The organism is Candidatus Acidulodesulfobacterium ferriphilum (genome assembly GCA_004195035.1).
Classification (GTDB): Bacteria; SZUA-79; SZUA-79; order Acidulodesulfobacterales; family Acidulodesulfobacteraceae; genus Acidulodesulfobacterium; species Acidulodesulfobacterium ferriphilum.
Genome location: SGBD01000001.1, coordinates 676,006 through 701,788, shown reverse-complemented (window position 1 = coordinate 701,788; position 25,783 = coordinate 676,006). Strand labels below are relative to the sequence as shown.

Annotated in this window: 30 protein-coding genes; 19 read left to right on the top strand and 11 right to left on the bottom strand. The window is 37.5% G+C overall.

Annotation, left to right across the window (positions count from 1 at the left end; all coding sequences use genetic code 11):
- Positions 1-166 precede the first annotated feature (166 nt).
- A complete protein-coding gene (gene nuoB, locus EVJ47_03610; GenBank protein RZD15371.1) occupies positions 167-691 on the top strand; it encodes an NADH-quinone oxidoreductase subunit NuoB in 525 nt (174 codons plus the stop codon).
- A 100-nt stretch (positions 692-791) separates the two neighbouring features.
- On the opposite strand, the gene EVJ47_03605 is transcribed toward nuoB, so the two are convergent.
- Complete coding sequence (locus EVJ47_03605) at positions 792-1,535, bottom strand: sulfite exporter TauE/SafE family protein (protein RZD15370.1); 744 nt, start codon at positions 1,533-1,535, stop codon at positions 792-794.
- A 292-nt stretch (positions 1,536-1,827) separates the two neighbouring features.
- On the opposite strand from EVJ47_03605, the gene EVJ47_03600 reads away from it, so the two are divergent.
- Together EVJ47_03600 and EVJ47_03595 are read left to right on the top strand one after the other, a co-directional pair.
- Complete coding sequence (locus EVJ47_03600; GenBank protein ID RZD15369.1) at positions 1,828-2,820, top strand: aminodeoxychorismate synthase component I; 993 nt, start codon at positions 1,828-1,830, stop codon at positions 2,818-2,820.
- Entirely contained in the window at positions 2,804-3,427 is a 624-nt protein-coding gene (locus EVJ47_03595) for a 4-amino-4-deoxychorismate lyase (GenBank protein RZD15368.1), read from the top strand. Before EVJ47_03600 ends, EVJ47_03595 begins: the two co-directional genes overlap by 17 nt.
- 19 nt (positions 3,428-3,446) lie before the next feature.
- Here the strand turns inward: EVJ47_03595 and EVJ47_03590 are convergent, their stop codons facing one another.
- A complete protein-coding gene (locus EVJ47_03590) occupies positions 3,447-4,112 on the bottom strand; it encodes an alpha/beta hydrolase (GenBank protein RZD15367.1) in 666 nt (221 codons plus the stop codon).
- Positions 4,113-4,424: 312 nt separating this feature from the next.
- Positions 4,425-4,877 carry a hypothetical protein gene (locus EVJ47_03585; protein RZD15366.1) on the bottom strand — a complete coding sequence of 151 codons (453 nt, stop codon included), beginning with the start codon at positions 4,875-4,877 and terminating at the stop codon, positions 4,425-4,427.
- Positions 4,878-5,856: 979 nt separating this feature from the next.
- Between EVJ47_03585 and EVJ47_03580 the strand changes: the two genes are divergently transcribed.
- Entirely contained in the window at positions 5,857-6,465 is a 609-nt protein-coding gene (locus tag EVJ47_03580; GenBank protein RZD15365.1) for a hypothetical protein, read from the top strand.
- Between the two features lie 89 nt (positions 6,466-6,554).
- Here the strand turns inward: EVJ47_03580 and EVJ47_03575 are convergent, their stop codons facing one another.
- Genes EVJ47_03575 through EVJ47_03565 form a run of 3 tightly spaced genes read right to left on the bottom strand, consistent with a single transcriptional unit; the run spans position 6,555 to position 8,693 of the window.
- Positions 6,555-7,181, bottom strand: coding sequence for a hypothetical protein (locus EVJ47_03575; protein RZD15364.1), 627 nt, complete (start codon positions 7,179-7,181; stop codon positions 6,555-6,557).
- A gap of 25 nt (positions 7,182-7,206) precedes the next feature.
- Positions 7,207-7,665 (bottom strand): hypothetical protein, encoded by a 459-nt coding sequence (locus EVJ47_03570; GenBank protein ID RZD15363.1) that lies wholly within the window; start codon positions 7,663-7,665, stop codon positions 7,207-7,209.
- 38 nt (positions 7,666-7,703) lie between these two features.
- A complete protein-coding gene (locus EVJ47_03565; protein ID RZD15362.1) occupies positions 7,704-8,693 on the bottom strand; it encodes a hypothetical protein in 990 nt (329 codons plus the stop codon).
- Positions 8,694-9,001: 308 nt separating this feature from the next.
- Between EVJ47_03565 and EVJ47_03560 the strand changes: the two genes are divergently transcribed.
- Positions 9,002-9,421, top strand: coding sequence for a hypothetical protein (locus tag EVJ47_03560; protein ID RZD15361.1), 420 nt, complete (start codon positions 9,002-9,004; stop codon positions 9,419-9,421).
- The gene (locus EVJ47_03555) at positions 9,375-9,830 is read left to right on the top strand and encodes a DUF86 domain-containing protein (GenBank protein RZD15360.1); all 456 of its coding nucleotides are present in this window, start codon (positions 9,375-9,377) and stop codon (positions 9,828-9,830) included. The genes EVJ47_03560 and EVJ47_03555 overlap by 47 nt, the downstream gene beginning before the upstream one ends.
- Positions 9,831-9,939: 109 nt before the next feature.
- Here the strand turns inward: EVJ47_03555 and EVJ47_03550 are convergent, their stop codons facing one another.
- A complete protein-coding gene (locus EVJ47_03550) occupies positions 9,940-10,335 on the bottom strand; it encodes a heavy metal-responsive transcriptional regulator (GenBank protein ID RZD15359.1) in 396 nt (131 codons plus the stop codon).
- Positions 10,336-10,560: 225 nt separating this feature from the next.
- Here EVJ47_03550 and EVJ47_03545 point away from each other — a divergent pair, with 225 nt between their 5' ends.
- The 4 genes from EVJ47_03545 to EVJ47_03530 all read left to right on the top strand — a co-directional run bounded on the left by EVJ47_03545 (position 10,561) and on the right by EVJ47_03530 (position 13,578).
- Positions 10,561-10,947 (top strand): heavy-metal-associated domain-containing protein, encoded by a 387-nt coding sequence (locus EVJ47_03545; protein ID RZD15358.1) that lies wholly within the window; start codon positions 10,561-10,563, stop codon positions 10,945-10,947.
- Positions 10,948-11,025: 78 nt separating this feature from the next.
- Positions 11,026-11,484 carry a hypothetical protein gene (locus EVJ47_03540; protein RZD15357.1) on the top strand — a complete coding sequence of 153 codons (459 nt, stop codon included), beginning with the start codon at positions 11,026-11,028 and terminating at the stop codon, positions 11,482-11,484.
- A gap of 103 nt (positions 11,485-11,587) precedes the next feature.
- Positions 11,588-13,288, top strand: a complete 1,701-nt coding sequence (merA, locus tag EVJ47_03535; protein RZD15356.1) for a mercury(II) reductase — start codon at positions 11,588-11,590, stop codon at positions 13,286-13,288.
- Positions 13,289-13,314: 26 nt separating this feature from the next.
- A complete protein-coding gene (locus EVJ47_03530) occupies positions 13,315-13,578 on the top strand; it encodes a hypothetical protein (protein ID RZD15355.1) in 264 nt (87 codons plus the stop codon).
- Between the two features lie 26 nt (positions 13,579-13,604).
- Here EVJ47_03530 and EVJ47_03525 read toward each other — a convergent pair whose 3' ends face one another.
- Positions 13,605-15,806, bottom strand: a complete 2,202-nt coding sequence (locus EVJ47_03525; protein RZD15554.1) for a copper-translocating P-type ATPase — start codon at positions 15,804-15,806, stop codon at positions 13,605-13,607.
- A 122-nt stretch (positions 15,807-15,928) separates the two neighbouring features.
- Positions 15,929-16,999, bottom strand: coding sequence for an NAD(P)/FAD-dependent oxidoreductase (locus tag EVJ47_03520; protein RZD15354.1), 1,071 nt, complete (start codon positions 16,997-16,999; stop codon positions 15,929-15,931).
- Positions 17,000-17,312: 313 nt separating this feature from the next.
- On the opposite strand from EVJ47_03520, the gene EVJ47_03515 reads away from it, so the two are divergent.
- From EVJ47_03515 to EVJ47_03475, 9 genes are all read left to right on the top strand, one after another.
- The gene (locus tag EVJ47_03515; GenBank protein ID RZD15353.1) at positions 17,313-17,843 is read left to right on the top strand and encodes a type 1 glutamine amidotransferase; all 531 of its coding nucleotides are present in this window, start codon (positions 17,313-17,315) and stop codon (positions 17,841-17,843) included.
- Between the two features lie 159 nt (positions 17,844-18,002).
- Entirely contained in the window at positions 18,003-18,335 is a 333-nt protein-coding gene (locus EVJ47_03510) for a transcriptional regulator (GenBank protein ID RZD15352.1), read from the top strand.
- Positions 18,336-18,376: 41 nt separating this feature from the next.
- Positions 18,377-18,703: an arsenite efflux transporter metallochaperone ArsD gene (gene arsD / locus EVJ47_03505; protein RZD15351.1), complete on the top strand. Its 327-nt coding sequence runs from the start codon at positions 18,377-18,379 to the stop codon at positions 18,701-18,703.
- 38 nt (positions 18,704-18,741) lie between these two features.
- Positions 18,742-20,496 carry a hypothetical protein gene (locus EVJ47_03500; GenBank protein ID RZD15350.1) on the top strand — a complete coding sequence of 585 codons (1,755 nt, stop codon included), beginning with the start codon at positions 18,742-18,744 and terminating at the stop codon, positions 20,494-20,496.
- An 87-nt stretch (positions 20,497-20,583) separates the two neighbouring features.
- Entirely contained in the window at positions 20,584-21,873 is a 1,290-nt protein-coding gene (locus tag EVJ47_03495) for an arsenic transporter (protein RZD15553.1), read from the top strand.
- Positions 21,874-21,884: 11 nt separating this feature from the next.
- Positions 21,885-22,310, top strand: coding sequence for an arsenate reductase ArsC (locus tag EVJ47_03490; GenBank protein ID RZD15349.1), 426 nt, complete (start codon positions 21,885-21,887; stop codon positions 22,308-22,310).
- Between the two features lie 61 nt (positions 22,311-22,371).
- Entirely contained in the window at positions 22,372-23,439 is a 1,068-nt protein-coding gene (locus EVJ47_03485; GenBank protein RZD15348.1) for an acetyl-CoA synthase subunit gamma, read from the top strand.
- The gene (locus EVJ47_03480; GenBank protein RZD15347.1) at positions 23,436-23,729 is read left to right on the top strand and encodes a ferredoxin family protein; all 294 of its coding nucleotides are present in this window, start codon (positions 23,436-23,438) and stop codon (positions 23,727-23,729) included. The genes EVJ47_03485 and EVJ47_03480 overlap by 4 nt, the downstream gene beginning before the upstream one ends.
- An 81-nt stretch (positions 23,730-23,810) precedes the next feature.
- On the top strand, positions 23,811-24,839 hold the full coding sequence (locus EVJ47_03475; protein ID RZD15346.1) for an alcohol dehydrogenase: 1,029 nt from the start codon (positions 23,811-23,813) through the stop codon (positions 24,837-24,839).
- Between the two features lie 37 nt (positions 24,840-24,876).
- Here the strand turns inward: EVJ47_03475 and EVJ47_03470 are convergent, their stop codons facing one another.
- Complete coding sequence (locus tag EVJ47_03470; protein RZD15345.1) at positions 24,877-25,281, bottom strand: DUF2784 family protein; 405 nt, start codon at positions 25,279-25,281, stop codon at positions 24,877-24,879.
- An 81-nt stretch (positions 25,282-25,362) separates the two neighbouring features.
- On the bottom strand, positions 25,363-25,758 hold the full coding sequence (locus EVJ47_03465; GenBank protein ID RZD15344.1) for a YjbQ family protein: 396 nt from the start codon (positions 25,756-25,758) through the stop codon (positions 25,363-25,365).
- Positions 25,759-25,783 lie beyond the last annotated feature (25 nt).

Genomic DNA, 25,783 nt, shown 5'->3' with positions numbered 1-25,783 from the left:
CAGTGTTTGTCATTCCGAAGGAGGCAGGAAAGTTTTAAAGAAACTTCACATATCGAAGGCACGCGTTAAAGGGCCCACGCCGCCCTTGCGTGCCGAAGATACTGAAGTCGAGAGCGAAGCGGTAATCTATATAAGAAATTTCTACATTTATAACGGGTGGTAATATATGAGCTTTTTAATCAAATTATTATTTAAAAATAAGACGCAGGATATTGTTAGCGGCAATATTGATTCTGTTTCAATCAAAGGAAAAGGGGATGAATTAAAACGCTCGATTGACAGGATATTCGGCAGGAGTTTATTTGTAAGGCTTGTCGATACGGGTTCTTGCAACGCCTGCGAAACCGAGCTTGCCGCTCTTTCCAATCCTTATTACGATTTAGAAAGATTCGGCATAAAATTTGTCGCTTCCCCAAAGCATGCGGATGTCATTATTATAACGGGATGTTTGACAAGGAACATGCTTAATCCGCTCTTAAAGACTTTTGAGTTTGTTCCTGAACCTAAATTCGTTATTACGGCGGGCGATTGCCCCGAAACAGGCGGGCCTTTTAAAGATTCCTATGCCGTATGCGGCCCCGTTTCAAAATATTTAAAGGTTGCAATGCACATAAAGGGATGTCCGCCCGAACCCGAAGCAATAATATCCGGGTTTTTAAGCTTTATGGGTATGTTAAAAACTTCGCCTTAAAGGAATAATATCCCGCAGGTAATGATAATATCCTCTTTTTAGATTTTTTTTTTTTGGGGGGGGGGGGGGTGTTTCATTCGTTCTTGCGTTTATGTTTTTGCTAAAATATAGAGTGAAATATTAATCCCAAAGCGGCTATTGTTAATATTATAATCACTAAATAGTAAAATGTTTTTTGATTTATGACAAAATGGAGTTTATTTCCCAAAAAAAGTCCCGCCAACAAAGAGGGTATTAAAATTGCGGAAAATTTTAATACCTCAATCGTTAAAAGACCGAAGGAGGCATAAATTACGGCCCTAAAAATGCTATCCGTAATTGCGACTATTTGAAATGTGGCCCTAAATGTGCGTTTGCCGTGGTGCTTCATTTGCAGATATGCTACTATCGGAGGTCCGCCGCCGCCGTATAAGCTGCCGATTAGCCCGCCTAAAAATCCCAGAGGAGCTCCCACGCTATTTTTCACATAAGGCAATTTATTTTGTTTAACCTTTAAAGCGTATATTATATATGTTAAAATAAAAATTCCAAGGAAAATGGTCAGTTTTTGAGGGTTTGCGTATTTTAAAATATATGCGCCGGATAAAAGGCCAAAAACGGTTGCCGGAAGCAAATAGGAAAGGTCGCTCCATTTTACTTCTTTAAAATCGTATGCTCCGAGCAGGATACTGCCTAAAAAATCGAGAATAAAAACAGCGGGGACGGTTATTCTTATCGGAAGGAATATCGTCAGCAAAGATACGGAAATCAGCCCCGAACCGAAACCTATTGTCGCCCTGACAAAAAAAGCGATTAAAACGATAATAATTCCTATGATTATGTCAAAAGGGGAGATAACAGGCATTTTTTGTAATTGCTTAGCGGCAGTTTAGTTTATATTATTATAACCGCTTTGTTTTTAAAATTCAATATTGCGTCCCGGCACAAAATTGCCGATAGAAAATTATTTTTCTGGATTCCTGCCTACGCAGGAATGACGCCTGTTGGATGAAAAGTTAAATGCAGGGATTGTCATTCCTGCGTAGGCAGGAATCCAGTATTGATAATATTTTGAAGCAGTTTTAAGAGTTTCTATCGGCAATTTTGGACCCGGCACTGCATCTTGACTCAAATCCATAAATAGGGAATAATATGATATGGCTTCGAAACCCGATTTTATTGAAAGAATGAATTTTTATACGAGAAAAGGGATTCAATTTCTTTTTATTATCGATTATGAGATGGAGTTTCCCATGGTTTTAAAGTTATCCGAACTAAACGATCTTTGTATTAAGTATTTTATAGACGGAGTAAAAAACTATGATGATAATGTTGACCTTATCAAAGGCAATAAAGAATTAAATATTCAAAAACGCCCCATTTCCTTCGAAGTTTATAAAAAAGCTTTTAATAATGTTATCGAAAACCAGAAAAACGGCAATTCGTACCTTTTAAACCTAACCTTTAAAAACCCTGTCGAAATTAATTTCAGCTTGGAAGAAATATTTCATAAAAGCTCGTCGAGATACAAGCTTTATTTTAAGAATGAAGAAAATGAGTTTGTATTGTTTTCCCCCGAGACTTTTATTAACATAACGGCAGGCAGTATATTTACCTATCCGATTAAAGGAACAATCGACGCAAATATTCCCGATGCGGAAGAAATCCTTTTAAACGATAAAAAAGAAAAAGCGGAACATTTAACGGTCGTGGATCTTTTGAGGAATGATTTAAATATCGTATGTGAAGGCGTAAAGGTAAACAGATTCTGTTTTACCTGCAAAGTAAAGACAAATTTTGGAGAGTTATTACAGATGGTTTCCGAGATTGAAGGTAAGGTCAAACCGGATTTAATGTATCGTTTCGGCGATATTCTCTTTAATATGCTTCCTGCAGGGTCTATCTGCGGGGCGCCGAAAAGGCAAACTTTAGAGATTATTAAAGAGGCTGAACTTGATAAAAGGGGCTATTATACCGGTGTTTTCGGCATATATGACGGGAAAAATCTTAAAAGCTCGGTTATGATAAGATTTATCGAAAAGAAAGGGGATTACTGTTTTTATAGAAGCGGCGGCGGGATAACGGTTTATAGCGACGCAAAAAAGGAATATAACGAAATGGTGGAAAAAATTTATGTTCCGATTTATTGAAACAATTAAATTGGCGGACGGAAATTATAAGTTAATCGATTATCACGATAAGAGAATGAACGCAACCATTGCGCATTTTTTTAATATTGATTGCGGGCAATCGCTTGCGGATTTTTTGCCGGAAGCTAAAACATATCGGCAGGGGATTTACAAATGCAGGGTAGTTTATTCGAGCAATATTGAAGATATTGAAATTACCCCTTATTTTAAAAGGAAAATTAAAAGATTAAAAATAGTTAATTTAGATACTTACCCGTTTTTATCCCCCGGCGGGTTATTTGATTATTCGTTTAAATATGAAGACAGAAGTTTCATAAATTCATTATTAAAAGGATTGGATGATATAACCGATATACTTATTGTAAAAAACGGTTTAATAACCGATACCTCGTTTTCCAATGTTATTTTATTCGACGGCAAGAAATGGATTACGCCGGACGCTTTTTTGTTAAACGGGGTAAAAAGGCGTTATCTTTTAGATTGTGGCATTACCTCCGAAGGAACGGTTTCCGTTAAAGGCTTAAAAGATTTTCAAAAAATATCTTTAATCAATGCCATGCTTGAACCCGGGGATATAGAAATCGATATAAAAGATATAATATATTAAAGATATTAAAAATTCCGAACTACAAATTTCCTGTAAACCACTTTGCCGTAATTAGGGCAACCTCTTCCAGCGCTCCCGGTTCTTCGAATAGATGGGTAGCGCCCTGTATAATTTCAAGCCTTTTTTTAGCCGAAATATTTTCGTACGCGGCCTTATTTAATTCGATAACCTCAAAATCTTCTCCCCCGACTATTAACAGCGTGGGCGCTTTAACCCCGGGCAAACTCTCCATGGCAAGGTCGGGGCGGCCGCCCCTTGAAACGACGGCATAGATAATGTCGGATTTTTTGGCCGCAGCGATTAAAGCCGCCGCCGCTCCGGTGCTTGCCCCAAAATAGCCTAATTTTAAACCCTTTAATGATGGTTCCTTAAGCAGCCAATCGGTAACACCCTCAAGCCGTTCCGCAAGAAGTTGTATATTAAAACGGTACTCGGCGGTATATTCATCTATCTTTTCTTCTTCGACGGTGAGCAAGTCAAACAGAAGCGTGCCGAGATTGTTTTTATTTAAAATCCCCGCCACATACCTGTTTCTCGGGCTGAACCTGCTGCTGCCGCTCCCGTGGGCAAAAATGACAAGCCCTTTAGCTTTTGCGGGAATTTCCATGCTCCCCGCAATATCTTTGCCCTTTACCTTAATTAAAATCTCTTTGCGTATAGGAAACAGGTTATCATTCTTTTCCATCTCTTTAATCTCCCGTTACCCGCTGCTTTTCCCCATTCTATTATACTACGCCGGATGGTTTACGGCGCATCGCTCTTAATTTGAAATATACACGCAATTAATCCTAAAGTCAAATACATACGAGGCAAAATAAATTATGATAATTTAGGTAGGGCATTACCATTTCGGTATGATGCGCTAATGTATTGCAAATTTAAATTTTTTAAAGTATATAGAAAAATGACCTTAACTACATTGAGATTAATGTAGTTAAGGTCATAAAATTAAATAAAGATTTTAAATTTTATTTATAAATCACTTTTAACCAATGTTTTAATGAGAATGACTTAATGAAACATCGATATGATGGCTATTTACATCCCACATAGCTCCTGTAAGCGGGTCAACAATAAACCATCCGATTACGCCGCCAAATATTAAATTGCCTTCTATATACCATGACCAGCCGTTTACCTTCATTCCATCGGTAGCAACATATTTCAGGTAGCCCTTTTTGGAAAAAGTCATCGTATAAGTCTGACCGGAAAAATAACCGTCATATTTTTTCAGTGATACCATGGTCGGCGTTGTTCCTTCATACACCAAGTTGCCTTCAGAATTTGTAACCTTAACTTTTGCATGTTCAGGAAAGCTGCGGATGCTTACATTCGCAGGCGCACTTTTTCCTACAATTGTTGCACAGCCTGAAAAAGAACCAACAACCGCTAAAGAAAGTAAAACCAATGACGATAATTTAATTGCTTGATTTAAATTATTTTTTTTCATGACTCCTCCTTTTCTTATTTATATCCTTAATTAATTTAATGGATTGAATAATCAATCCCATAACTAAACCGCCGGTAAGCGAAATAATTACGATATATAACAACCCCTTTTGATTTTTAAAATTTATCATAGCCGTTATAAATTATCATATTTTATTTTAATCATATCATTATTTTATAAATAATCAATATTTTTTAATTTGCGATATTTTTGAAAAAAAATAAAATAAAAATTGCCTAAAACATTAGATAAATCGCTGTTTATAGCTGGAGTATCTTTTTTTATTTCAGATTATCCCAAATCCCAATTTAGAAATTTAATACCACTATAACTTAACCGATTTTTTTATTTTTTTAAAAAAATAGGTTATTTTTATATGCGGTATTATAAAAATAATTTTATTTTGACTCCAAAAAAACAATTTCTGTAAAATATATTGAAAAATCAGATTTTAAGGCTGTTTTTAAACAAAATTCTCCCGCAGTAGTTAAATTTTTCAAAAATAAGCCAAGGTACATTCGGTTATATCTTCTTTTGTTGTATCTATTGTTAATAACCCCTTATTTTTTTCTACAGTTTGTGAAACCTTTTTGGTTGGAGATTTCAGTGATTATTATCACGTAAACATAGAAAAAATAAGGGGGGTTTGTCATATTTACAGCTATTTTTTTTATTCTAAATCGGGATTAGGGTTCTAAAATTTTATTTGCCTTTTTTAAGAAAGTATGATTATATTTAAGGTAACATTTATTAAATGTATTTAAATAGTTGTTTATTTAAACTTAACCTCCTTGATAAGCATTGGGGTTAATTATGAAATCAAGGTTTTCACATAGAAGCCTTTTTTCATTTTATTCACTAATCATAGTGGATACATCCCCCTCCCCTGACAATATTCTCCCTATGCAGGTCCGTGCAAGTCCGCAGCGGTCGTAAAGCTTTAATTAATTAGCTTTAATTAATAAGGGAGGATTTCAACATGATTAATAAAATTAATAAAACTTTTATTGTTGTTATTTCAACTTTACTTGTTATACCAATACTTAGCGGGTGCGCTCTAACTACATCATCCGTTCCTTTGCACTATGGACTGCAGAACAACGTAAGGAAAATAAAGGCGGCTCGAAATGTAATTGTCGGCGTTCACGTTCAAGACCTGCGCAAGAATAAGAGGGTCGGCAACAAGAAAAACGGCTTCGGCATGGTAATGGCGCCGATTTATGCCAAGAAAAACGTGGCCGACACTGTCCGCAATGCCATTGAAAAAGAACTGCAGGCACGCGGTTTTAGAATTGGAAAAAAAGCTATCGTTTTCGTTAATGTCGGTATTACGAAATTCTATAATAACTTCAATATGGGATTTATTTCCGGCAGTGCCGTAGCTAAATTAAATATGACGGTTATCGTAAAGAACAAGCACGGCGAGCAGTTATTCCACCGTAAAATTTTTGCGACAGGCGAAAATGGCGGCATTATGATTGCATCGGGAAGCAATGCGGGAGTGGCTCTGGATCGCGCGCTACAAAACGGGGTTAATATATTATTTAATGACCCTAAATTTACGGCGGCTTTACTACAAACAAAATAAAACGATATTGTTGCAAATTATAAAAATACCTTAATCCCTGTATAATGGTATTATACAGGGATTAAGCAAAATATAATAAATTTACGTTATTATTTAGCTCTAAGAAGAGAATTTATAAAGTTCCTGTCGGATAATAATTTTTTTATGCCCTTCTTCAGCGCTTTATTTAGCGCAATTCCGGCATCCATGCTGCTGCCGATAATAACCCCTGTGCCGCTTAATTTCCCATGTGCGATATAATTGTTGGAATATATAATATTTCCCTCCTTATTAACCACATTAACGGAAAATGCAATTTTAGCGACGGCGCTCTGCGACATGAAGCCAATTCCATAGTTGTTATAAAAGTATGTAATATCGGCAAGAACATTTACATTAGCGTTGGAACCAGACCCCGTTTTAAAACCTTTTGCTTTTAATTCTTTTTCTAAAGCAGTTTTAAATACATAGGCGACGTTTTGTTTTGAATAAATTGCCGCCATTACTATATCCGAAGGGAAAATCCTCTTATTGCCGACCTTTTTATGCTTCCTTGAGTCAGACACGGCAACATGGACGGCTATATTCTTAGACCCTGCTAAAGGCTTGACATTCGGTTCGGGGATATATGCCAAATTAACCTTTCCGGGCATTGAGGATAGCAAAACCGTAACGGGGCAACCCGAAAGAATAAACGGCAAAAGCATTATCGCAATAGAAATAAAAAGTTTTTTCATTTATATTTCCCTTTAAGATTTTTACCTATTTTGATTGAGCACCGACCAAGGCAGCATCGATATGATGGCTATTTACATCCCACATAGCTCCTGTAAGCGGGTCAACAATAAACCATCCGATTACGCCGCCAAATATTAAATTGCCTTCTATATACCATGACCAGCCGTTTACCTTCATTCCATCGGTAGCAACATATTTCAGGTAGCCCTTTTTGGAAAAAGTCATCGTATAAGTCTGACCGGAAAAATAACCGTCATATTTTTTCAGTGATACCATGGTCGGCGTTGTTCCTTCATACACCAAGTTGCCTTCAGAATTTGTAACCTTAACTTTTGCATGTTCAGGAAAGCTGCGGATGCTTACATTCGCAGGCGCACTTTTTCCTACAATTGTTGCACAGCCTGAAAAAGAACCAACAATCGCTAAAGAAAATAAAATCAAGGATGATAGTTTAATTACTAAATACGCGCTCTTTCTTTTCATAACCCCCTCCTTAATAATTTAATAACCGTAAATGTTAATTAAAATCCGAATTTTAAACCGAATTGTAAAAATATCTGGTTATATTGGTCGGATGGTTCAGTAACAGAGGCTGCATAAACATTTCCATTGATGATATACCCTTCTTCTGTATTAATATTAGACCTCCCCATTTTATTTTGGCTAAATTTAAATCCTAAATAAGGACTTACTGATATATTTTTGTATTTTAAAACCGTGTAACCAATTTTCGCACCTAATATGTAACCGGCTTTAGGAGCCATTGTAAAATTATAATGAGCATCTGTAATATAAGGTGCTTCATAAACATATCCTGGACCCGTAAATCCAATATCAACGGTATCGTGTATGTCGTTAAGATAATAAGCCTCGCCTTCAATCCACAAATTATTATTCAATACAGGCGGTATGTAATAACCCTTTAATCCTATCATATAGTAATTAAGATGATAATAATCACTATTTAAACCGGGGATATTTCTATTCCAGTTTACCCATTCATAGCCAAAATTAGGTATTAAAGCTATTCTGCTGCCAATATGAAAAACATAACCCAATCTAAATCCATATCTTGACATATCCGAGGAATGTCCTATATTAGTAATGCCTACAGGTTCGTCGTATGTGCCCGAGCCCGGCAAGTAAGAATAGCTTGCTTTATACCATATCGGTACTTGTTTGGTTAAAATGTTTTGAAAAGATATTCCCCAGCCGTGAAATCCTATATGCTCGCCATCAAGATAGGAACCAGCAGGCTGTGATGCGGAATAAAAACCCGGCAAGTTAGGAGTATATTCTCCGTAATGAAAATAATCATTTTCATAATAGATATTAATCGAATTAATTATTGAATCGATAGAATAATTTTTAGGTTTATTGCTGTTGTAATAGGCAGGTTTTGAATTTGCCTCATAACCGACAGGATACCCGTATTTTGACATGGTTTGCGCATAAACATTAACGGCGCTAAACATAAAAAATGCTGCAAACAAAATTAAAATCTTTTTCATTTTGCATTCCTCCCATTTTAATTAATTTAATAATTTTGGAAAGTTAATATTTAATTATTATTATTCAGCATAATATCATTACAAAATAAATTATGCCATAAAAATATAAAAAATTAGAAAATTTTTAAGGACAGGATTAAGGCAACACAGGCAAATTTGGGGCCACCTTGGCATGACCCGCCATCAATTTGATTTATTTCCGGAATAGTAGTATATATAATTAAAGCGTAAAAACCTGCATGTTAATAACTTTAAAATGTCTATCCATATAAATAACGAAACGCTTGTTTGATATTATTTTTAATATTATGAATAATAATATGAATACTAATCCAACTAATATTAATACGATAAGCAATGATAATATATTAAAATTAAAGGACTTTTTATATAAAGATGATAATATAATGCTTGCTTTTATATTTGGTTCTTTTGCCGCTAAAAGGATGGGGAAGAACAGCGATTTAGATATTGCCGTTCTATACGAAAACCCTCCGACCGGATTTGAAATTCTTCGCGAAATCGATAAACTATCTAAAATTGCTGGAATGGAAGCACACTTAGCTATCCTTAACGGCGGCTCGCCGCTTTTTAAGCATCAGGTTATGAAAAACAAGATAAACCTCGTTATAAAAGACGAAAAATTTTTTGGGAAATTCAGGGAAAACGTAATATCTCAATATGACGAATATAAATATATCTCAGGGATGGACAAATATGATAGATAAAGTGTTAATAGAAAAAAAACTGCGCAAAATAAAAGAATTTTTGAACGAGATTGAACCTGTTAAAGTAGATTCGTTCAAGGAATTTAAAAATAACGTGATGGCAAAAAGGTTTATAGAAAGAAATATCGAATTGTGTATAGAGCAGATGATAGACGTCTGCAAACACTTAGTAGGAGGGCTGGATCTTAAGGAACCGGGATCCTACGGCGAATGTTTTGAAATTATTTCGTCAAGCGGCATAATATCGGCAAAAAATTTTAAAATCTATGAATCTATGGCTAAATTTAGAAATTTAATAATCCACTCTTACGATGATGTTGACGATTCTATTGTTTACGAAATATTCAAGAACCATTTAGTCGATTTTATAAACTTTATAGATGAAATAAGGAATTATCTGAATAAATAAAATTGCCAGGATTACGCGCAGCAGCTAAGTTTGCTTATATCTTTCGTAAATGTCTGGGCGCAAAGTTTCAAGCTCTCTGCCATGGTCGGATAAACCCCTATTTCCTGCGCTAACTTTCGAACTTTAAAATATCTAAAATCGGGCACCTTTGGTTATCGGTTTTTTCTTCGCATAACGATATAAGATTTAAAAGCTCTTTGCGCATCAGATTTAAAGAATTAAGTTTCTTGTCTATTTCATAGACTTTTTCTTCGGCCAACTTTTTCACATTCGAGCAGGTGTTATATTTATTGTTATCTAATGAAAAAAGTTCGGAAATCTGCTTTAAGGAAAAACCGATATCCTTTGCGTGTTTTATAAAACGCAAAACATCGGCAGCCTTTTCCGGATATATCCTGTATCCCGCTTCATTTGTATCGGGTTTATTAATTAACCCTATGCGCTCGTAATACCTTATGGTTTGGGTGTTTAAATTAACCGTTTTGGCTAACTGTCCGATAGTCATATTTTTTTATCTTCCCTTCATAATACAATTATAAACCTTATAGTTAAACATAATATCAAGACATTTTTTTATTGTAAATCCTATTAATATTTTAAACATCTATTTTATCATATATTTATATTAAAAAAAGCTTGACATTATACCAAAGTATAAGGTGTAAAATATAAATATTGAGTTTGGAATAAAAAAGAAAAATTATAAAAAATAAACGATTTGGAGGTTTTTATGAAAAGTTATTTAAATTGGAAAAATGTTATTGCGGGTATTTTCGCTGTTTTGATTTTAGCTTTGCAGGTATCGTCGGTATCGGCATTCGTCTATCAAAAAAACGCCGTTTCGGGGGCGCTTACGCCTGCCGTTTTTACGAAGACAAACGCTCTTAATACGGATAAATTTAAAGTTTACGGGCTTGTGTGCGGGGATACTTTTTGCATAACCTCTATTCAGAATGCGTTATATAAGATAAAAGGGGTTGTTTCGGCAAAAGTTGATATGGAAAATCAGGAGGCAATAGTAAAGTTTCACGGAAACATTCCGCCCGAAACCTTTATAAAGGCAATAGACGGCGCATCGAACGCCATGTTTCATTATACCGCCCATTATATAAAATAAATTAACGGTATAATATATCGATTAATTTAATTATTTATTAATTATTAATTATGTAAATAAGCAAAGAGGTAAAGTATTATGAAAACAAAAAATATGTCTAACGCAATTTCCGGCGCAAGCTCCAGTGTAACTTCCGGTTCCGCAGCCCTGTTCGCAATTTTGGGAGGGGCTTGCTGCTGGGGACCGTTAGTTTTCAGCATACTGGGAGTGGGTGCAAGCACAGGGGGAGTTTTAGGTTCCACCGCCTCTTTTCTGGGAGTTATCTCGCCTTACAGAAATTATTTCTTGATATTAAATATTGTCGGCATCCTTTTATCCTTTTTCTTTATTTATATAATGCCGAAAATATCTTTACAAAAAAGTGCATCTAATATCGGCGAAAGCGCAGGCGGAGAATCATGCGATTGCGAGGCATCGGCTGGTTCGCTTAATTTTAGCAAGATAGTTTTTTTCTCGTCTATATTGATTACGGCCTTGATATTCATATATTTATATGTCGATACCGGCCAGATTTTTATGGCGTGGCCGCAACTGTAAGGCGGGGAAGACAAACTGCCTGCCTGTCTTTGCGTAAATGTTTATTATTAATAACATATATTCGCAACATTTATTGCGAACATTATAAATACAGGAGAAAATCATGAAGAAAATAAAAATAAATGTTGAGGGTATGACCTGCGAACACTGCGTTACATCTGTAAATAAAGCGATAAATAGAGTAAAGGGGGTTATTAAAGTAGATACTTCTTTATCGAAAAAAGAAAGCACGATTTTGGCATTAGACGACATAAAAGTTGAAGATATAAAGAAAAATATAGAAAATGCCGGCTATACCCCCTTATCTCACGAAACCGCCTATGTTTCGGAAGCCGAAGAAAAAAAGACGGAGGCGGACAATAATAGTCAGACCGGCAAAAACCATAATTATGATTACGATTTAATAATAATAGGCAGCGGTTCTGCCGCTTTTTCCTCGGCTATTAAATTTGCCGACGAAGGCAAAAAAGTGTGCGTTATCGAAAACTGGGTTATAGGCGGCACATGCCTTAACAGGGGCTGTGTTCCTTCAAAACATCTTTTGGAAGCGGCTAGAATATACTACGAACCTTTGAGTAATAAATTTAAAGGCATAGAAACAAAGCAGGCGCGGATTGACATAAAAGAACTCATAAAAGTGAAAACCGAACTTCTTAACAGCCTTAGGGAAATGAAATATTATAATGTATTAAGGGGTTACGGCAATATTACATTTATAGAAGGCAGAGGAAGTTTTGCGTCAAAAAATTCGATTGAGGTTATCCCGAACGATAAAAACATAGACCCTTATAAAATTACCTCGGATAAATTTATTATTGCGACGGGTTCGACGAACCAGATAATAGATATTAAAGGATTGGGGGAGGCCGGCTATATTACAAACGAAGAGATATTAAACTTAAATTACCTGCCGGAAACACTTTTAATATTGGGCACAAGGGCAGTATCGCTTGAATTTGCCCAGATGTTTAGAAGATTCGGTTCAAAGGTGGTAGTGGTAGGGCGTTCAGGCAGGATTTTGCTTAATGAAGAGCCCGAAATCTCGGAGTCGCTTTTGCAAATCTTAAAAAACGAAGGAATAGAGTTTTTACTGAACTCCTCTATAAAACGCCTTTATAAAGAGGACGGCAAAAAATATGCCGAAATTGAAACGGGAGAAGGGCTGAAAACGGTCAAGTTCGATGAATTTTTAATGGCAACCGGCGTTGTAGGGAATACCGAAGATTTAAATTTGGAGGCTGTCGGCGTCGAAACCTATAAACAGGGTTTTATTAAAGTGGACGGCGAACTTAAGACTATGAATCCCGATATTTATGCTTGCGGCGATGTTACCGGTTTAATGAGGTTAGTTACGACTGCCGCGTATGACGGCAAGATAGCCGCAGGTAACATGCTTCACGGCAAACATATAAAAGCGGACTACTCTTCCGTTGCGCATACGACATTTACCGACCCTGAAGTATCTTCCGTCGGATTAACGGAGGAAGCGGCTATAAAAGAAGGCTATGATGTAATTAAGGTTGTTTTTCCGGTCGAATTCGTTCCTAAAGCCCAGGCTATTTTTAAAACGGAGGGGCTGATAAAGATGATAGCGGATAAAAAAACAAACAAGGTTATCGGAATTCATATGTTAGCGCACAACTCGTCGGAAACAATCCAGCAGGCAAGCGTTTATATTCAAAATAGTTATACAATTCAGCAAATCGGCGAAGAAATAGGCGTTTATCCTACTATGGCGGAAGGACTTAAGCTGGCTGCTCAAACATTTACCAAAGATGTCAGCAAACTCAGCTGCTGCGCATAATTTAATGATATAGGTGAGGTAAAACAATGGATAAAACGGAAAAAAATGAAGATTTTCAAGATACTATACAAAGTTTGTTGATAGAAATAGACAATATTAAAGACTACTTAGAAGAAATATATAGTTATGACGGAGATGTAAAAAAACTTTTTGTGAATAATGAAAATGAAACATATATTGAGCGTAAAGTCAATGAATTAAGCGACAAGGTCGAAGTTTTTAACTGGTGGTGGAAGGTAATAGTGAGAGATGTAAAAGAGATGAAAGATATCCTGAAGCCGGAAAGTTAAAAACTGAACCGCTAAAGCGGAACATTCTATGCGACCCTTCGCAGCCTCAGGGCGTTGCTTACCACCGATACCGAACTAAAGCTCATTGCCGCTGCTGCGATAGCCGGACTGAGTAAAATACCAAAAAAAGGGTAAAGAATGCCTGCGGCGATAGGAATGCCCACCGTATTGTAAATAAAAGCAAAAAAAAGGTTCTGTTTGATGTTGCGCATCGTTAATCTGCTTAAGCGCCTTGCCCGCACTATTCCTCTTAAGTCGCCTTTAACTAAAGTTACGCCGGCACTTTCCATTGCAACATCGGTACCTGTTCCCATGGCTATACCGACATGAGCCTGTGCGAGGGCAGGTGCGTCATTTACCCCGTCTCCCGCCATTGCAACGGTTCTTCCCTCATCCTGCAATTTTTTTACCATCAAAGCCTTCTGATCGGGCAACACCTCGCTAATCACCTCATCGAGGCCAAGTTTCTTAGAAACAGCCTCGGCGGTGGTGCGGTTATCCCCTGTAAGCATAACTATATGGATTCCTTCTTCATGGAGCTGTCTAACTGCCTCAAAAGTGGTATCTTTTATGGGGTCTGCCACGCCGATAAGTCCGGCGGCTTTTTCATCGACCGCCACGAACATTGCTGTTTTTCCGTCCCGCCTCATTTCCTCGGCTTTTAAGTCCAAATTTTTATGGTCTATTTTCAGGTCGTCTAAGAGTATATGGTTACCGAGCGCGATGCGGCGTCCTTCTATATTGCCTATAACCCCTTTACCCGTCAATGATTCAAAAGATTCGGTTTTTCCCTGCGTTATCCCTCTTTCGTCTGCCCCGGAAACGATAGCCGCCGCAAGCGGATGTTCGCTTCCCTTTTCGATGCCGGCCGCAAAAAACAATATTTTATTTTCGTCAAATCCTGCCGCCGGAACCACTGTGGCAAGTTTAGGTTTGCCTATCGTGAGTGTTCCCGTCTTATCCACCACAAGGGTATCCACTTTTTTCATAATCTCGATTGCCTCGGCATTTTTGAAAAGCACCCCCTCCGTAGCCCCCTTTCCCGTAGCTACCATTATCGACATAGGCGTTGCAAGCCCAAGGGCGCAGGGACATGCAATTATCAGCACTGCAACGGCATTGACAAGCGCAAGCGCCATTCTTGGTTCGGGGCCGAACAATGACCAGATAATAAAGGTTAAAACGGCAACAGCGACTACTATCTGAACAAAGTAACCGGCTACAATATCGGCGAGTTTCTGGATAGGAGCGCGGCTTCTTTGCGCTTCGGCAACCATTTGAACAATCCTGAAAAGCAGGGTATCGGCGCCTACTTTTTCGGCCTTCATTATAAGAGACCCCGTGCCGTTCAGGGTTGCGCCTATTATTTTGTCTCCTTTATGTTTTTCCACGGGGATGGATTCCCCCGTAATCATAGACTCGTCAACCGAACTTGTTCCCTCCGTTACTATGCCGTCAACTGGAATTTTTTCGCCCGGGCGGACGCGAAGCAAGTCGCCGGGGTTAACCTCGTCAAGAGGGATATCTTCCTCTTTTTCCCCCTTTATAAGCCTTGCCGTTTTAGGAGATAGACCGAGCAACGCTTTAATTGCCGCTCCCGTTTTACTGCGAGCCTTAAGTTCAAGCATCTGACCGAGAAGTACAAGCGTCGTAATAAAAGCGGCGGCTTCGAAATACGTATCTACCTGCCCGCCTTTACCCCGAAAAGACGCGGGGAATATCTGCGGCATAAGCGCAGCCATAAGGCTGTATAAATATGCGACTCCGACGCCTAAGCTTATCAGCGTAAACATGTTTAAGCTGCGGTTTTTTATAGAATTGACCCCCCTGACAAAAAACGGCCATCCTCCCCATAAAACTACAGGCGTGGCAAGTATAAGTTCAATCCATTCCGATATTTTAGGAGGGAGAAGGCTTTCAATAGATATTGCAGGAACATAAACGCTCATGGCAACCAACAGAAGCGGAACGGTTAGGACGAGACTAACCCAAAAGCGTCTTGTCATATTTAAAAGCTCGGCATTCTTTTCTTCTTCTAAAGAACCGGAGCGCGGTTCAAGAGCCATCCCGCATATTGGGCAAACTCCCGGCGCATTGCGAATAATCTGCGGATGCATGGGGCATACCCACTCTGTTTTAGGTTTGGGAGCGGGCGGGAACGCGGGTTCAAGAGCCATCCCGCATATAGGACAGAAGCCGGGTGCCGGCCGGCTTACTTCCGGATGCATTGGGCAGATATATGTATCATACCTTGTTTTTTCGGAACTTTGACCTTCTTCTTGAACTTTCATAGCCCCCCTTGTATTCACATCCGCATTGTACACACAGGCAGTTTTTGTACTCGCGGTTTTTATTTTACCCTGCTTTTATACCTGCTTTTTGCAACGGGCAAGAGAAGATTTTTTAAAAAAGATTGATTGTAATTGCGTTTAAGAAAATCGCACGGGTCGCCTTTTGCAAATTTCTTGGCGAGGTATCTATATCCCGTGTTGCCGAATTTTTCGAATAAATATCTGTTAACGAGGGATGTTTCCAGCATAGGTTTTAATTCCTTTTTCCAAAGTAAATCGTAATTCAAACCTGAAATTATACTATTTGCGGCCATATAACCGGATAGAATCGCATACCTCATTCCAAATCCCCAAAGGTAGTCCTGAAACCCTGCCGCTTCTCCTATATATATTTTGTTATGATATACCTGTGTATCCCCGATAAAAAAATTGCCGCGGCCGCCAAACCTTTTTTCATTTTTAATGTTAAAGGGCTTGTTATTTTTGAAAAACTCAAGCATATTGCCGAAATATTTTTTTTCATTTTTGCAATCGTCGTAAATTACGGTTGCCGCCGTTCCATAACCGTTATTGACAAGCAGGTACGCATATCCTTTCGGAGCTATTTCGTCATCGAAAACCACAGCCGCCCTGTCATTCATTTCCGTATCGAATGTTATGCCCGCCGCTATAAAATCCGCGGTTTTTGGACCCGTGCCTATTATTACGGCTTCTTCCGAAGACGATGCTATGCGGCGTTTAAAAAGTATTTCAATCCCAAGCGCAATAGCCTGTTTCTTTAGCCCCTCGTCAAGCGAACCGCCGCCCGCACCTCTTTTTACAAGATAGAAAATAGGTTTTCCGGATTTTATTTCCAGCGGGGCTATTCCGGGAGCGTATATATCGCCCCCGCAATAAGGGACGCATAAAAAATTAACATCTATGCCTATATCCTTTAACAGCGCGGTTATATCTTTTTCGGAGCTCCAGTTTTCCAGCCCTTGAAAGCCGACATTCATACGATGGCCGACATCGGGGGACATTTCGTAAACACGCACCTTATAGCCCTGTTTCGCAAGGACTATGGCGGCGGTCAAACCGGCAGGTCCTGCCCCGGCAATACTGATATGGCGTTCCTCTTTAAAGTTCAAAGTTTTGAAGTATAATCAAATAAAAATAAATGTATATTATATCCTTAATCCTGCATTAGAAAATATTTAAATGTTTCTATTTTACGTAAATTCTGGATTCCTGCTTTCGCAGGAATGACAACTGTTGGGTTAAAACCTCAATCCCGCACAGTCATTCCTGCGAAAGCAGGAATCCAGAAAATAAATTTCTAATGCAGGATTAAAGTATATATTTTTCTTATTTTGTTGATATAATTTAATATAGCACATAAAAACGGCAAATCAAGAGATAAACTAAAGATAAAGGAACTTTGGCAAAAGAAGGAGGGAAACCGTGGCAAAATTATTAAAAGCGTTAATCATTAGCGCGGACGATTTTGAAGATACCGAACTTTTGGTTCCGTATTACCGTTTAAAGGAGGAAGGCGTCCAAATCGATATTGCGGGGGTGAAAAAGGGCAGGATAAAAGGCAAGCACGGATACGAGGTAGAGGCGAACAAAGCTCTTGGCGAAATAAACCCCGACGATTACGATATGCTTATACTTCCCGGAGGGAAAGCTCCCGAAACCGTCAGAAAGGATAAAGACGCCGTTAGAATCGCCAAATCTTTTTTTGAAAAGGAAAAACCTGTTGCCGCAATATGCCACGGACCGCAGACCTTAATTACGGCAGGACTTTTAAAAGGCAGACAAGCGACATCCTACAAGACTGTTGCCCCCGAGCTTAAAGAAGCAGGCGCTTTATATATCGATAAAGATGTCGTGGTTGACGGCAACCTTGTAACATCGAGGCAGCCGTCCGATCTCCCCGCTTTTTTAAAGGAAACTATAAAAAAATTAAATGAAATCAAAAACCCTCTTTAACGCGTAAATTAAAAATAAGCTGAACATAAAATATAAAATATAAAATATAAAATTATTTATTGACAATATAAAATAAAAAGTTATATCATAAATATATGAATTATAATTCATATATTTAGATTTTTCATTATTCTTTAATTTTTAATATAGTGTAAATTTATGACAAAGGATGAGTTGGTACTCAAAAATTTTTTCAAACTGCTTGGCGACGAAAGCAAATTCAAAATCGTTTCCGAATTAAAAAACGGAGAAAAATGCGTATGCGTTATTTATAACGAACTTGGTATGGAACAGACATTAGTTTCGCATCATTTATCTGCATTAAAAAAGGCGGGGTTAATTAACGGAAGGAAAGCAGGGAAGTGGGTTTATTATTCTCTTAACGGGGAAGCATTTAAAGAAATCGAAAACCTTTATGATAATTCATTTGGAATTAAAAATTTAAAAGAAGCTAAAAGCAATGATTGCGATGACAAAATATGCGCTGTTTAAACCTGATTTATTAAATTTTTTAAAAGGAGGCAGGAGGCTATATGAATAAGATTGTTTTTGAGATTTTTGACCCGGCGCTTTGTTGTTCCACCGGCGTTTGCGGTCCAAATCCAGATGAAAAACTTATAAAAGCAAGGAATTTAATCGACAAATTGAAAGCGGATTTCGGCGAATATATTGAAATCAAAAGACAGACAATATCGCAGGAACCAAAGAAATTCCTTGAAAATCCTTCGGTTCAGCTCTTAATTAAAAATGAAGGCAAAGCCGCCCTGCCGGTTTGCATCTTAAACGGAAAGGTTATAACATACGGGAGATACCCCGAAGAAAAAGAGGTTTATAGTTATATTTCTTCGTTATCTTCGTAAATTTAACTTAATCTTAAGATAAACCGGAGAAATAAAACATGCATTATTATTTTTTTCACGGCAAGGGAGGCGTCGGCAAGACGACCATATCATCGGCATTTGCCGTGAGGTTCGCGCTTGAAGGGAAAAAAACATTGATTGTTTCGACCGACCCGGCTTCTAACCTGAGCGATGTTTTTGAACAAAAAATAGGAAGTACCGAAAAAAAGATTGAAGGATTTGAAAATCTTTACGCGGTAGAAATGGATTCGGATGCGGAGGTCTTAAAGTATAAACAAAAGGTTCTAGGGGACAGCGCAGAGTTCTTGCCTGAAGAGGTTCTAAATTCTATCGAAGAAGAATTTAAATCCCCATGCACCTCCGAGATAGCTTTTTTTAACAGTTTTACCGGGCTTTTTCTTAAGAAAGATTACGACATTATTATATTTGACACGGCTCCTTCCGCCCACACTTTAAGACTCCTTGAACTGCCTATGGAATGGACGGCATATATCGATGAAGTTAAAAAAGGCGCGGGACAGACCTGTATGGGTCCTGTAGTAAATATTGACGGATATTATAATCAATATAAAACTGCCCTGAACGGATTAAAAGACCCGGAACTTACAACTTTCGTATTTGTAATGCATCCAAAAGAACTCGATTTGCTCGAAATTAAAAATTCAACCGAAGAAGTAAAAAAGTTCGGCATAACAAATATTGAAATCATTGTAAATGCTATTTTACCGGATGAATTATATCGCAAGGCGGAATTTAAAGATATTATTGCAGACCAGAGGAAAATTTTAAAACAAATAGATTCAATGGGCTTTAAAACCTTAAAAATAAATTTAAAAAAGAATGAGGTAAAGGGATTAAGGTCGCTGACCGTCTTTTTTTTAAATTTGATTGAAAATTCCGATGAAGATAAAATTGCTTTTACGGACGAAATCGACATTAAACAAAAAAACAATGAACTTGTTCAAAATATAACGCCTCAAAAGGCGCCGTTTTACCTGTTTTTCACGGGTAAAGGGGGGACAGGTAAAACCGTGTCTTCGCTTTTGTTCGGGAAATATTTTGCGGACAAAGGAATGAAAACATTAGTGGTTTCCGCCGATTATTCAGGGCATATCGCAAAAATAACCGGATTAGAAATTATCGGCGGGATTCCCGTAAAGTCGGAGGATGACGATAATCTCTATTTTGCCGGAATTTCCCCCGATTCGGCTCTGGATGAATATAAGAAAAATACCGTCGAATATTTTAAATCTTATTCAAATAATGAACAATCGCTTAAGGTTTTGGAAGAGGAGTTAAACTCCCCCTGCACCGAAGAGGTTGCCGTTTTTAAAAAATTCAGCAGTTACTTTTTTGGGTATAAAGATTACGATGTTATAATTTTCGATGCCGCGCCCACCGGTCATGCCTTAAGGCTTTTATATATCAGTTTGGAATACGCAAAAATGGACAAGAAAGATGCAAGGCTTGAAGAATTTGTTAAAATACTTAAAAATACAAATAAAACCATATTTTCGCTCTGCCTTTATCCCGAATACAGTCCGATTGAGGAAGCCAAAAGGGCATACGACGATTTAAAAGCGGCAGGGATTAATACCTCCTTTCTGATTGTAAATTATATTCTCGGCGGTAATTTTAACGACAGTTTTTTTAACGGCAGGAAGAAAATGCAGGAGACTTATCTTGAATCTATAAAGCAAAAATTTGGCATTCCTCTTTTTACGATACCGCAATATTCAGGCGGGATTAATAATCAAAAAACTTTGGACGCGCTTTATTCCAGCGTATTTTAACTAAATATATTTCCGTAATATTTATTTTAATCTTTACAATAAAGGTGCATATATACTATGGATTTACTATTATCTCATGAATATAAAATTATTTTTGCCATAGCCATTTTTCTATTCACGCTTTTTCTTGTTATAAAAAAGCCCTACAATATAGGAATAGGTTACAGCGCCGTAATAGGCGCGGTTTTAGCCTTTATTTTCGGCATAATACAATATATCGATATTTTCAAAGTTATTGATATTGTATGGGATGCGACATTTACTTTCGTGGCCACGATAATTATATCTTTAATACTTGACGAAGTCGGTTTTTTTGAATGGGCGGCACTGCATATTGCAAGATTTGCGGGGGGAAGCGGCAGAAAATTATTTATATACGTTATACTTCTTGGAGCATTAGTTGCCGCTTTATTTGCTAATGACGGAGCCGCGCTTATTATCACGCCTATAGTATATGAAAAGATGAAGGCGCTTAAATTTAACAGGAAAAATATGCTTCCGTTTATTATAGCGGGAGGATTTATTGCCGATACGGCATCGCTTCCGTTAAAAACTTCAAACCTTGTAAATATTGTATCAACGGATTATTTCAATATAGGTTTTTTTACATATTTTATAAATATGTTTACACCCGATATCTTCTCTATTGTAATTTCGGCTTGCGCGCTTTATCTTTTTTTCAGGAAAGATATTCCCGCCCGTTATGATGTCGGTTCATTAAAAATACCTAAAGATGCCATAAAAGACGAAAAACTTTTTAAATATTCTTTTTTAATTCTGGTTTTGCTTTTAGGCGGTTATTTTGCAAGCGAGTTTCTTAACCTTCCCGTTTCGCTTTTTGCAATAATGTTTGCAATTATATTTTCTTTTATGGGTTTTAAGAGCCCGGCCGTTAATTTAAAAAGTGTGTTTAAAAACGCCCCGTGGAGCATAGTGATATTTTCAATCGGAATGTATCTTGTTGTTTTTGGTTTAAAGAATGTAGGCTTAACCGAGCTGCTCGGCAGGTCTATTTCTTATTTTTCCCGTTTCGGCGGTTTTGTTTTAACGATTTATACAGGGTATTTGGCTGCTTTTGTGTCTTCGATTATGAATAATATGCCGACGGTAATGATAAATTCCCTTGCGATTCATTCGGCAAATCTTAAAAGCATAATGCTGAAACCTGCCGTATATGCTAATGTTATAGGATGCGATTTGGGACCTAAAATTACGCCGATCGGTTCGCTGGCGACTTTATTATGGCTTAATGTATTGGAAAGAAAAGGAATTAAAATAAGCTGGGGTTATTACTTTAAAATAGGAATAATTTTAACAATCCCCGTATTATTTGTTACGCTTTTGGGTCTTTATTTGGGAATGCTGGTGAAATTTTAAATGGGGGGGCAATGAAAATCATATTTTTATGCGCGGGAAACTCTGCAAGAAGTCAAATGGCAGAAGGATTTACCAGAGATTTAAAGGAAAAGATTTACAAAGATAAAAATTTGATAATTTTGAGCGCAGGGGTATCCCCCAAGCCGGTAAATCCATTAACTGTAAAGGTTATGGCTGAAAAAGGCATCGACTTAACCGAATATAAATCAAAATCTTTGGACGATATAGATTTAACAAATGCCGATTATATAATTACTTTGTGCGGAGATGCTAAAGATAACTGTCCGTATGTAGGGGCAAAAACTAAAAATCTTCACTGGGATTTATTGGATCCTGCGAATGTCGAGGGAAGCGAAGAAGAAAAACTTGATTTTTTTAGAAAAATCAGGGATGAAATTGAAATTAGAGTAAAAGATTTTCTAAAAACTATTATTTAAAATATTTTATGTTTCACGTGAAACATAAAATATAAAATTTAAAATGAAAAATTTGTAAATAATGATTAATGAAAACATAAATATTTTAGAGTTTTGTAAAAAGCCGGACCAGTTTGAAAAGGTTAACAGGGTTTCTTCGGAGTGGTCGCGCCCGGATTATTCAGGCTCCATAAAATGCAGGATAAGTAATTCGTTCAGGATGAAATATAGGATTAAACCGGGGCTGTATGCTGTCGGCGAACCGGATGCGAATTCCGAGGTATTTGCAAGCGCAAATTATAAATTAAGCTTCGATATTCTTAGAAAAGCATTAAGCGGCTTGAGTGCGTGGATATTAGTATTAGATACAAAAGGAATAAATGTCTGGTGCGCCGCAGGAAAAGGGACATTCGGCACCGAAGAGCTTGTAAAGCGGATAGGCGGGGTTAAACTCGGAAATTTTTTAAATCACAGGCGGATAATACTTCCCCAGCTTGGAGCGGTCGGCGTTAATGCCGATTCCGTTTTTAAACGGACGGGGTTTAAAGTTTATTTCGGTCCCGTGTATGCAGAAGACATTAAAGCTTATTTAAATTCCGGCAGAAGAAAAACTCCGGAAATGAGAAAAATTAAATTTTCTATTTTAGACAGGCTTATTCTTACGCCGAGAGAAATTATTCCGGCAATGAATAAATTTATTATTTTTGCAGCTATTATACTTTTATTTTTCGGTATTCAGCCGACGGGCATTTTATTTAAAAGCGCATGGGTTTACGGAGAGCCTTTTCTGTTGCTTGGACTTGTTAGTATTATAGCAGGTTCGTTTATAACTCCCGCCGCCCTTCCTTTTATACCTTTTCGTTCATTTGCCTTAAAAGGCTGGATAACCGGAATGTTATTAACCGCCCCTGTAATTTTCCTGTTTAATTCACCAGAGCTAAAAAATATTCTAATTTTTATCTCGGCAATTCTTTTCTTTCCTATGGCAAGCTCGTATTTAGCATTGCAATTTACGGGTTCTACGACATTTACAAATATGTCCGGAGTAAAAAAGGAATTGAAAACAGCCCTGCCGGTTTATTTAATATCTACTGTTATATCTATTGTTTTGTTGATAATTTATAAACTTCATAAATTGGCGGTTATATGAAATATCTTAAGAATGTATCGAGCCTTAAATTTTTTGCCGAAAAATGCACTAACTGTTTTGTATGCATCGACGTATGTCCCCATGGAGTATTTCGACTAAAAAATAAAAAAGTCGGCGTTGCCGATAAGGACTTATGTATGGAATGCGGCGCCTGCGCCCTTAACTGCAAATATGGGGCAATTTCCGTAAATTCCGGAGTAGGATGCGCATCGGGCATAATAAACGGGATGATAAGCGGCGGCGCGCCTTCGTGCGACTGCGACAGCTCGTTGTCCAAGGAATGTTGTTAAAGGGAAGCTAAAAAAAATGAAAAAGTGTACGACACCTAAAACAAGCAAACGAACAACCCGCAATAAGGAGGTCTTTATGCTATGAAATCTATGGTATTAACTAAAATATCCGATTTTAAAATAAATCAAAATCCTTTAGATTATACAAACGCCAAAACGCCGGAAATTAACAAAAACGAGGTGTTAGTTAAGGTAAATGCCTGCGCCGTATGCCATACCGAATTAGATGAAATCGAAGGCAGGATTAAACCGATTAAGTTGCCTGTTATTCCCGGTCATCAAATTGTCGGAAGGGTAATTGAAATAGGAAGCGAGGTAAAAAAGCTGAAGAAAAACGACAGGGTAGGAATCGGCTGGATTAATTCCGCCTGCGGAAGGTGCGAATACTGCAAGAGCGGTTTTGAAAACTTGTGTCCCGATTTTGCCGCTACCGGAAAAGATGTGAACGGCGGTTATGCCGAATACACGAAAATAAGTGAGGATTATGCAGCTTTGATTCCTGAAAATTTCACCGATGAAGAGGCTTCGCCTTTGTTATGCGCAGGCGCAGTCGGATACAGGGCTTTAAAATTAACAAATATTAAAGATAAAACGAATTTAGGTTTTCTCGGATTCGGGGCTTCGAATCATTTGGTTTTGAAGATAGCAAAAGCAATTTATCCCGATTTAAAGCTGTTCGTTTTTGCAAGATCGGGAAGCGAAAGAAAACTCGCCGCGGAGCTTGGCGCGTACTGGAGTGGCGATATTCAGGAAACGCCGCCCGAAAAGCTAAACGCGATTATCGATACCACGCCGGTATGGAAGCCCGTTGTGGAGATTTTAAAAAATTTAAAGCCGAACGGGCGGCTCGTTATAAATAACATAAGAAAGGAAGATTTCGATAAAGATTATCTTATAAATATAGATTATTCAAGAGATTTATGGATGGAAAAGGAGATAAAATCGGTTGCAAATGTAACTTTTGACGACATCAAAGAGGTTTTAAAGATTGCGTCTAATCATGATATTAAACCGGAAATTCGGATTTTTAACTTAGAGGAAGCAAATATTGCTTTAAACGAGATAAAAAATAAAAAGATTTTCGGTGCCAAAGTTTTGAAAATTTCATAAATCATATTCCTAAAACCTAAAATTGTAGGTAGAAATTCTAATTATTTCTCGAAAGAACAGGCGGCATTATAAACCATGCAATAACAACGATCAGCCCAAATATTATATATATTGCATTAAATAACCAGATTGGAAAATTGTAATATAAAACCTTGTCCGCCATGCCCGCGATAAACGGCATGGAGCCATGCTTTATGTGGTCTAAGGACATCAGCTTATATTCAAGCCATGTTAGAGGGCATTCGACATTAAACATGGCTTCTACCGCAACAATTCCTATCATCGAGAGATGAATTAACCTGAAGGTAAAATTTCTAATCCAGCGCCAACCCGCAAAAAAGCCGATTATTATTAATATAAAGCCGATGACGATTACAAGCGCGTATAGCAGGTGGATAACATAAACGGTTGATATTGCAATGGAATACAGAGTGTTAATCATTATCCGCACCCCCGTTTTATTATTTTATTTTATTATTTTATCCATTTAATTAAGCGGCGATGTTTTTTTAATGCAAATTTTCTAAACGAAAGTTAAATTTATATTTCTTTGTCTTGGCCCGTCAAATTCGCAGAAAAAAATCCCTTCCCATCTTCCGAGATTCAGTTTATTGTCAGAATAGGGTATAATCCTTGAATTTCCTATTATCGACGATTTTATATGGGCATCCGAATTTCCTTCGCTATGGCGGTAAGGAAGATTTTTCGGCACTAAATTATCTAAAAAATAATTTATATCGAAAGCAACATCGGGGTCGTATGCCTCATTAATAATAATGCCCGTAGTCGTGTGGGGAGAATAAATCAGGCATAATCCTGCGGCATTTGAAGATTTTAAAACAAAACCTTCGATTGCTCCTGTAATATCGATTAGTTCGGTTCTTTTGCCGGTTTTTATCGAAAAATTATGCGTTTCCATTAATATCGATTAAAAATTTAAATAT